An 8,413-nucleotide genomic window follows, 5' to 3' on the forward strand; every position below is an offset into this window, starting at 1 on the left:
TCAGGAAAGGGCGCCGATGAGCCAGACTGCTTGGCATTTGCCGGACGATCAGCTGCGGCAGTACGCCGGGCTGGCCCTGTCGCCGCCGGGACTGTGGTCGGTGGAGACGCACCTTGCCGGCTGCGCGGCGTGCCGGGGGCGCCTGGACGCCGTTGCCGGGTCCACGATCGCGCGGGCCGGCTGGTTCCGGATGGAGACCGAGCTCGACGCACCCGTTCCCGGCCCGGTCGAGCGGCTGCTCGTGCGCCTGGGCGTGCCGGACCACACCGCACGGCTGCTGGCCGCCGTCCCGGCGCTGCGGCTGTCGTGGCTGGCGGCGGTGGCGCTGACGCTGGGGCTGACCGCGGTCGTCGCCTGGCTGTCGGGGCCGATGGTCCTGCTGGTGATCGCCCCGCTGCTGCCGCTCCTCGGGGTGTCGGTGTCGTTCGGCCCACGGGTCGACCCCACGTACGAGATCGCCCTTGTTGCGCCCATGCACACCGGTCACCTGCTGATGATCAGATGCGCCGCCGTGTTGTGCACCACCACGGTGCTGAGCGGCATGGCGAGCCTGGCGCTGCCGAAGTACGGCCTGATAGTGCTCGGGTGGTTCCTGCCGGCGCTGACGTTGACGCTGGTCAGCCTCGTCCTGACACCCCGGCTCGGACCCGTGGCCGCCGCGGGCACGGTCGGCACGGTCTGGCTGCTGCTGGTCGCGGTGACCCTGCTGGCCGGGGTGGGCGACGTTGCCTTCGCCGTCGCCGCACAGTTCTCGCTGGCGCTCGCCGGGGTCCCGGCGGCCGTCGCGATCATCCGCCTGCGGGCGACCTTCGAGAGGATGCCATGACGACGTCGACGGTGGCGGTACGCGCCCGCGACCTGCAACTGCGGTACGGCCGGACGACCGCCTTGGCGGGGGTGTCCCTCACCCTGCGGGACGGCGTGACGGGGCTGCTCGGCCCCAACGGTGCGGGCAAGACGACGCTACTTCGGATCATCGCGACCGCCGTCCCGCCGGATCACGGGGACCTGAGTGTGCTGGGCGCCGACCCGCGCACCGGACCGGGCCGGCTGGCCGTCCGGAGGCGGCTCGGATACCTCCCCCAGGATCCGGGTTTCCATCCGAACTTCACCGCGTTCGAGTTCGTCGACTACGTCGCGATCCTCAAGGAGTTGACGGAACGCAGGTCCCGCCACGCGGAGGTGCGGCGGGTGCTGGCCGAGGTGGGCCTCGACGCGCAACGGCAGAAGCCGGTCAAGACGTTGTCCGGTGGCATGCGCCAGCGGCTGGGGCTGGCGGCCGCCCTGATCGGCGGTCCGGACCTGCTGATTCTCGACGAACCCACGGTCGGCATGGATCCGGAGCAGCGGCTGCGGTTCCGCGAACTGCTCGCCGAGTTGGGCGAGGGGCGCACGGTGCTGCTGTCCACCCATCAGACCGAGGAGGTGATGCTGCTCTGCCAGCAGGTGATAGTGCTGGACCAGGGAGCCGTACGCTTCGAGGGCAGCCCGGCGGAGCTGGCGGCGCTGGCCACCGGGCGGGTGTGGACCAGCGGTTCCCGCGCGCCCGGGGCGCTCGCCTCCTGGCGTACCGGGACGGGGCTCTACCGGCACGTCGGCGATCCGCCGCCCGGTGCGGACCTGCTCGAACCGACCATCGAGGACGGTTACCTCATGCTGGTCGACGTCGCGTCCGCCCGGGAGGTGCCGGCGTGAGCGCCGCGCCGGTCCGCGAGCGGACGGCCGGAGTTCCCGGCGCTCCGGGCGCCCGGGACTCGCGGCGCGGGATGGTGGCCCTGGCCCGGGTCGAGGCGGTACGCCTGCTGCGCCATCCCGTCACCGTCGTCTTCATGCTGCTGTTCATGGGCACGTGGATCTACGACGTGGCTGCGAACGGTGCCGCGCGCTACCCCGTGCTCCAGGACGAGAACCGCGAGATCCAGTTCGCCGGCGTCGTGCTCCTCGGTGGCGCCGCCCTGGTCGTGGCCAACCTCGCGGTGCTGCGGGCGCACCGGCACGGCACCGCCGCGCTGTACGACGTGCTCGCCCTGCCCGCGCCGTGGCGTACCGGTGGCCACCTGCTCGCCCTCGTCCCGTTCGCCGCGGTGAGCGCCGGCCTGGTCGCGGTCCGGATCGGCGTGTTCGCCGCCTCCCCCGGCGCCGCCGGCGCGACCGACCCGTACGAACTGGCCACCACGCCCGTTGCCGTCCTGCTGCTCGGCGCGACCGGTGTGCTGCTGGGCCGGCTGGTGCACTCGGTGGTGGTCGCGCCGCTAGTCCTCCTGGCCCTCGCGGTCGTCACGGTCGCCGGCCAGATGCCCGGCTACGCACCGCTGGCGTGGATACTGCCGGCCGCGGTGTCCTACGAGCCGATGCCGCTGCCGGTGGACCTGCTGGCCCGCCCGGCGGCGGCGCATCTGGTCTACCTGGCCGGCGCGCTCTCGCTGGTGATCGTGGCGGCGCTCGCCCGCAGCGGGGCGCGCGGCCGGTACCTCACCGCGGTCGCGGCTGCGGGTCTGTTGGTCACCCTGGCGGCCGGTGCAGTCCAGTACCGTCCGGTGAACGCCGAGGTCACCGCCGCGAGGATCGTCGCCACGGAAAGGCCGGCCGGGCAGCAGACGTGCCGGACGGTCGACCCGGTCACCTACTGCGCTTTCGAGGGTTTCACGCCGTGGGTGAGTGGCTGGGACACCGTGGTGCGCGGCGTCCTGCGCCGGCTGCCGGCCGCGGAGGCCCAGCGACCGTTCGCGGTGCGCCAGCGGGTATGGGCGCACAACTACCCCACGGCCGGCCGTGTGACCGAGCTCGAGGACGTCCGTGCTCGCGCGGAGATCTGGCGGCAGGACGACCAGGCAGCCGGCACGCCGGCCACCGTGCCGGTCGGCACGACCTGGGGTGACCTCCGGTCCGAGGTGGGCTTTGCCGGCCTGATCGCGTACGAGGTGCTGACCCGCGCCGGAGTGGCCGCCTCCGGTTCGATGTGCGGCTCGCGGGCCGTACTGGTCGCCTGGCTGGCCGGCCAGGCGACCCCACGGACCGCCGCCGGTCTGCGCGAGGCCGACGCCACCAGTTGGGGCGGCGTGTCGTTCACGGAGACGAGCTTCGACACCGGGGTGTCGGTACCCGACCGGGAGATGTCCGTGGCGTTCGCCCTACTGGAGCGACCGGCGGACCAGATCGGGGCGCAGCTCCTGCGGTCCTGGCCGGAGCTGACCGCGGCCGGCACCCCCACCGAGCGGGTCGGCGAGCTTTTCGGCGTGCCGGTGCCACCGCAACTGCCCGAGGGCGAGCGATCGGTGTGCACGGCGTGAACCTGCGGACCGTCATACCCCTGCTCGGTCCGACCGCACGGGCGATGCGCTGGCGGCCCTTTCTCGCCGCCGTAGCCCTCGGCCTGGCCGTCACCGCCGTGCCGGCCGCCACGTCCGTCCTGCTGAGCAACGAGAACCTGGTCAACCTGCTGCGCATCGCGGCGGTCTGCGGTGCGCTGGGCGCCACGTTCCTGCTGGACGATCCGGCGGCCGGAAGCATCGCGACCGTGCCGGCCGGGCGCCTGCTGCGGTACGCGGTGCGGCTGGTCATCGCGCTGGCCGCGGTCGCGGCCTGGTGGACCACCGTCGTCGCGATCACCGTCGCCGGCGCCGAACACGAGGTGTCCCTGCAACTGGGCGGCACGACGGTGGAGGCCGCCACGCTCATGGCCGTCGGCTTGGGCCTCGCCGTCCTGGCCGGCCGTAACGCACCGGACGGCAACGGCAGCACCGTCGCCGGCGCGACGCTGCTCGCCGTGACGGCGGGCGCCGCATTCCTGCCCGAGGGCCTGGCCCTGTTCCTCGCGCCAGACGATCCGAGGTGGCCGGCGGCGCACGTCTACTGGACGCTCGCGCTGACCGCCGCGTCTCTCGTAACCGTCGTGGCCGGCTACGAACCGGTCCGATCACGCCTGCTGAGGCGGTGATCGAGGCCCCTGACGCCGGCGTCCGAGCTCGCATCAATCTATGCGGGTCGGTTTGAACGACCGCTCCGCAACGCCACGCCCACCGAGGCGAACAACGCAAAGCCGTTTAAAAGGCGAGACATTGCAACGAACCAAGATTTCCTATTGACGGCGCGGCTCTGAGTGTGACGTCTTGGCATCTAATCGTCCGCGCCTGCTCCGTCCTCGGCTGTATGAGTTTCGTGAGCGTAGGGCGTGATCTCTGGCCACCACTCTGGATGCTTCAGAACCTCGGCTCGCAGACTCGGGCTGCGTTGTAGGACGTATCGGGTATAGGAGGTCCAATCCTCGCCGTTCGTGGAGAACCCCGGGAGCCGATCGACAGCCTTAAGGGCCATAGACAGGACGTCCAAAATTGACTGTGATGCAATTTGTGGTCGCCGGTTCTCATCGCCGTCCTGGTGCCAGACAAGTTGATGAGTCTGTGGATCATCTGCCACACGCAGCAAAACCTCTTGAAGCCGAACCATCACCTCTAGGTTGAACGACAGCTCCGAGGAAGCCTGCATCAATGACGTCTGCTCAAGCACCGATTGCGCCTGCAGCCTCGTGGACCGTGCCTGCAAACCGGCGAAGACCATCGACGCTGCAGCAACGCAGACCGCAACCGCAGCCACGAGAATTTCCATACGTGGACTCCTCCGGGCCATCAGTCAACCGACCCATGTCGAAGATGGTGGCAAGGCCGGGCAGCCCTGATCTTCCCGGGTTCCGTGAAGCCGCCAGAGCTGGAGGATGAGCCGCGCTGTCGCAGACACACAGCACCTCCACACCTAGGGTGGCTGCACCGGGAGGGGCCCGGCACGGCTCTTCTTTGCCGGCGATCTCCGCAGTTGCGCTTGGTGACGTGGTTGAGCTGGTCCGCAGTGACGCCTGGCCGGGGGTGGGGGTCTTACTCGCGTAATGCGGTCTCGTAGGCCGAGCGAAGCTCGTCGGCCGCTTGTGGAGCGTGTGGATCCGGTCTAGGGGCACCGAGGTGCACGTGGCGCAGATCGTCCATGAAACGAGCGACCAGTCCCTGGCCGCCGTCGCGCAGCAGCTCGGCACGAACCCGAAGGCGACGTTCGCCGCTGCGGTGGGCGAGGCCCCACGAGCCGAGCGCCACCATGATCGGCAACGTTTGGACGCCGGCCTCGGTGAGCGAGTAGGCCGCCCGTTGCCCACGCCGTGCGTCCTGCCGCGTCAGCAGGCCCGCATCCGAGAGCCGCCGCAAGCGGCTGCTGAGGATGTTCGGGGCGATGCCTTCCTCGCTGCCGGCGAGCAGTTCGCGGAAGTGGCGCCGGTCACCGAACATGATGTCGCGCAGCACGAGCATCGCCCACGGGTCGCCCAGAACCTCGACCGCCTGATTGATCGGACAGCCCGAGCGTGGCGCGGACTCCATCGATACCCTCCTCGCAAGTGATTGCAAGTTACTATCACTCTCTTTAGGGTGGCGGCTAGCAGTAGCAGACCGCTATCAGTTGGAGGGCTGATGCCAGGCCGGTTCGTGTACTGGATGAACGTGTCCCTCGATCTGAGGATCGAGCACGCCAAGGACGAGCAAGGCGGTGGATCGTGGATGCGCATCGGCGAGCCCCTGCACAACGAGTTCAACTCACGGGCGCGAGCGCTGTCGCTCATGGTCCAGGGACGCATCATCTACGAGACGATGGAGCGATTCTGGCCGAGCGCGCGCAACGACGCCTCGTTGCCCGGCTTCCTTCGCGAGTATGGTCAGATTTGGACCTCGATGCCGAAGGTGCTGGTGTCGCGAACGCGCACCAGCGCCGAGCACAACACGCGGGTGATCAGTGCCGACGACGCCGTCGGCGCACTCGCGGACCTGCGCACGCAGACCGAAGGCGATATCGGGGTCGGGGGTGCCACGCTAGCTACCGCGCTGCTCCGTGCCGGGCTGTTGGATGAGCTGCTGCTTTTCACCCACCCGGTCATCCTCGGCGCCGGCCGACCGTTGTTTGACAGCCATGACGAGCCGCTAGGGCTGGACCTGCTCGAGCAGGCGAGCTTCGACCAGGGCGTCACGCTCCACCGATACGCCGTTCGGAAGGTGCATGGATGACCATGAGCACCGGACTCGCCGTGTTGACCTGGCCGCTGCACACCGACCGTCTGACATTGCGACCGGCAGCCGAGGACGACGCCGACGCCACCTGGCGGTTCCGCCGCCGCGAGGACGTGAGCCGCTGGATCACCCGCGCTTCGGCCACCCTGGACGAACACCGAACCTGGTTCCGGGACCCGGACAGCCTGGCCAGGACCCTCGTCATCGAGCACAGCGGTACGATCATCGGCGACCTCATGTTGAAGGTCGAGGATGCATGGGCCCAGGCGGAGATCGCCGAACGCGCCCGCAGCGTGCAAGCGGAGCTCGGATGGGTGCTGCACCCGGAGCAAGCCGGCCGCGGATACGCCACCGAAGCCGTCCGGGAACTGCTCCGGCTCTGCTTCAAGGATCTCGGACTGCGCCGCGTGACGGCCACCTGCTTCGCCGCCAACGAGGCATCGTGGCGACTCATGGAACGCATCGGGATGCGCCGCGAGTTCTACACCGTCCGGGACTCCCTGCACCGATCCGGCGAGTGGCTCGACTGCGTCGGCTATGCCCTGCTCGCCGACGAGTGGAGCGGTTCGGCATAGCCGACGGGCCGTGTGTCATCATCCGGCGACTCGTGCAGATTCTCCGATCGCATAACCATGCCTGAACAAAGGCGCCGGAGGCGCACGGATTTGCCGCACCGGATGCGCTGGGGCTTGGGTCAGCGGTGACGGACCGTGAGATATGACTGGCGATGTCATCGTTTTTAGACGTAGCGGTTGGACGTGGTGAGCAGGGCGGTGCCGACCAGCCAGCTCACGGCGACCATGAGCAGGATCCGCTCCAGCAGCGCGCTGCCGCGCCCGACGAAACCATCATCAGGCCCAGGGCGGCGCCCAGCGGCAGGGTCAGCGTCAGGTCGGCGGGTGTCGTCGGTTCGTAGGGCCCGGTACGCCGTAAGGCGCCGCCGAGCAGCGCGACGCCGAGCGCGAGCACGATCAGACCCAGGCGATAGACCATGGAGTAGGGCCGACCGGCTGTCCCCGTCTCGCTGACATAGCCCTGCCACCACGGTTCCGGCCTGGCGACGAGCGCGAACAGCATGACGCCGGCGCCTGCGGTGACCGCGAGAGCAGCCGCCGCCGCGGCGGGCCGGGTCCGGGTCATGCCGCCATCATGATCGGTACGGCCATGGGGCGAACCGGCGGGGGCGATGATCCAATGAGCTATGCGCCGAACGGTGGTGGTGACGGGCGCGAGCTCGGGGATCGGACTGGCCGCAGCCGTCGCGCTCGCCCGGGCAGGGGATGACGTCGTGCTGCTCGGCCGGGATCCGCGACGGCTGGCGGACGCCGTGTCGCGGGTCCGCGATGCCGGCGGCCGGACTCCGGCGTCGTACCGGGCCGACTTCTCGGTGTTGGACGAGGTCCGCGCTGCGGGCGCGGCGATCGCGGCCGCCTACGAGCGTATCGACGTGCTGGCCAACAACGCGGGACAGCTGACCTCGGTGCGCCGGCCAACCGCCGACGGCCACGACGCGACCATGCAGATCAATCATCTGGGCGGGTTCCTGCTCACCCACCTGCTGCTGGACCGGTTGCAAGCCGCGGCCAAGCCGCAGGTACCGGCCCGGATCGTGACGACATCCTCGTTGGCAGAGGCGTGGGGCACCCTCGACGTGGACCGGCCGGGCCGCCGCCAGATCAGCCGCTGGCTGGCGTACGGCGCGAGCAAGCAGGCCAACATTCTGACGACCGTGGAGGCGGCCCGCCGATGGACCGGCCTCGGCATTGTGGCGACGTGCTTTTTCCCCGGCCTGATCCGCAGCGGCTTCGGGCGGCGGAGCCCGGCCTTCAGCGTGGCGCGCTTCGCACCGGGCCTGTTCCGCTCCAGCGAGCAGGGCGCCGACACCCTCGTCTGGCTGGCCACCGACCCGGACGCGCTGGTCCCGGGCGGCCACTTCGCCTGGCGTGCGCCGTTCCCAGCGACCGGCCGCTCGACCGACCCGGCCCGGGCGCAACGCCTGTGGCGGTCGAGCCTCGCGGCGGTTGAGCAGGGTTGAGAGCTCAGCCGATGCCCCGGGCGCAGCAACGATCAAGGCAGCACGGGCTTGGGAGACACATCGAGCACTTGGGGTGGTTCGCGGCTTTCAACGCCGTCCGGTGGGCAAGTGCGGGTCTTCCAGCGGGCGGGGGTTCCAGCTCTACGTCCGGTTCCTTCAGCAGTGCCAGCTCTTCCGGGCTGCCCCAGTGGCATTCGCAGTTGTATTCACGTGTCCTATCAATCAGCACCGCAATCGATGCGTGGCGTCGCGACCGCCACCGCACAGCATGCTGCTTGCCAGTCTCTCGCCGGACCGAGTTGCGGGCCGCGGGTCCGGTCGCTCGGCGATCCTGCGG

At 70.1% G+C, this 8,413-nt stretch carries 10 protein-coding genes; 7 read left to right on the forward strand and 3 right to left on the reverse strand.

Features of this window, described 5'->3' with window-relative positions; genetic code table 11:
* The first annotated feature begins 16 nt into the window (after positions 1 to 16).
* Genes Ari01nite_RS39875 through Ari01nite_RS39890 form a run of 4 tightly spaced genes read left to right on the forward strand, consistent with a single transcriptional unit; the run spans position 17 to position 3,937 of the window.
* A complete protein-coding gene (locus Ari01nite_RS39875) occupies positions 17 to 826 on the forward strand; it encodes a cupin domain-containing protein (RefSeq protein ID WP_203788441.1) in 810 nt (269 codons plus the stop codon).
* Complete coding sequence (locus Ari01nite_RS39880) at positions 823 to 1,695, forward strand: ABC transporter ATP-binding protein (RefSeq protein WP_203788443.1); 873 nt, start codon at positions 823 to 825, stop codon at positions 1,693 to 1,695. The genes Ari01nite_RS39875 and Ari01nite_RS39880 overlap by 4 nt, the downstream gene beginning before the upstream one ends.
* Positions 1,692 to 3,290: a hypothetical protein gene (locus tag Ari01nite_RS39885; protein ID WP_203788445.1), complete on the forward strand. Its 1,599-nt coding sequence runs from the start codon at positions 1,692 to 1,694 to the stop codon at positions 3,288 to 3,290. Before Ari01nite_RS39880 ends, Ari01nite_RS39885 begins: the two co-directional genes overlap by 4 nt.
* Positions 3,287 to 3,937, forward strand: coding sequence for a hypothetical protein (locus Ari01nite_RS39890; RefSeq protein WP_203788447.1), 651 nt, complete (start codon positions 3,287 to 3,289; stop codon positions 3,935 to 3,937). The genes Ari01nite_RS39885 and Ari01nite_RS39890 overlap by 4 nt, the downstream gene beginning before the upstream one ends.
* A 179-nt stretch (positions 3,938 to 4,116) precedes the next feature.
* On the opposite strand, the gene Ari01nite_RS39895 is transcribed toward Ari01nite_RS39890, so the two are convergent.
* Positions 4,117 to 4,605 (reverse strand): hypothetical protein, encoded by a 489-nt coding sequence (locus Ari01nite_RS39895; RefSeq protein ID WP_203788449.1) that lies wholly within the window; start codon positions 4,603 to 4,605, stop codon positions 4,117 to 4,119.
* A gap of 263 nt (positions 4,606 to 4,868) precedes the next feature.
* Positions 4,869 to 5,360, reverse strand: coding sequence for a winged helix-turn-helix transcriptional regulator (locus Ari01nite_RS39900; protein ID WP_203788451.1), 492 nt, complete (start codon positions 5,358 to 5,360; stop codon positions 4,869 to 4,871).
* A gap of 114 nt (positions 5,361 to 5,474) precedes the next feature.
* On the opposite strand from Ari01nite_RS39900, the gene Ari01nite_RS39905 reads away from it, so the two are divergent.
* Entirely contained in the window at positions 5,475 to 6,038 is a 564-nt protein-coding gene (locus Ari01nite_RS39905; protein WP_239163417.1) for a dihydrofolate reductase family protein, read from the forward strand.
* Positions 6,035 to 6,616 (forward strand): GNAT family N-acetyltransferase, encoded by a 582-nt coding sequence (locus Ari01nite_RS39910; protein ID WP_203788455.1) that lies wholly within the window; start codon positions 6,035 to 6,037, stop codon positions 6,614 to 6,616. Before Ari01nite_RS39905 ends, Ari01nite_RS39910 begins: the two co-directional genes overlap by 4 nt.
* Positions 6,617 to 6,830: 214 nt before the next feature.
* Here the strand turns inward: Ari01nite_RS39910 and Ari01nite_RS39915 are convergent, their stop codons facing one another.
* On the reverse strand, positions 6,831 to 7,181 hold the full coding sequence (locus tag Ari01nite_RS39915) for a hypothetical protein (RefSeq protein ID WP_203788457.1): 351 nt from the start codon (positions 7,179 to 7,181) through the stop codon (positions 6,831 to 6,833).
* Between the two features lie 73 nt (positions 7,182 to 7,254).
* Between Ari01nite_RS39915 and Ari01nite_RS39920 the strand changes: the two genes are divergently transcribed.
* Positions 7,255 to 8,076, forward strand: coding sequence for an SDR family NAD(P)-dependent oxidoreductase (locus tag Ari01nite_RS39920; protein ID WP_203788484.1), 822 nt, complete (start codon positions 7,255 to 7,257; stop codon positions 8,074 to 8,076).
* The last annotated feature ends 337 nt before the right edge of the window (positions 8,077 to 8,413 follow it).

It is taken from the genome of Paractinoplanes rishiriensis (assembly GCF_016862375.1).
Lineage (GTDB): Bacteria > Actinomycetota > Actinomycetes > Mycobacteriales > Micromonosporaceae > Actinoplanes > Actinoplanes rishiriensis.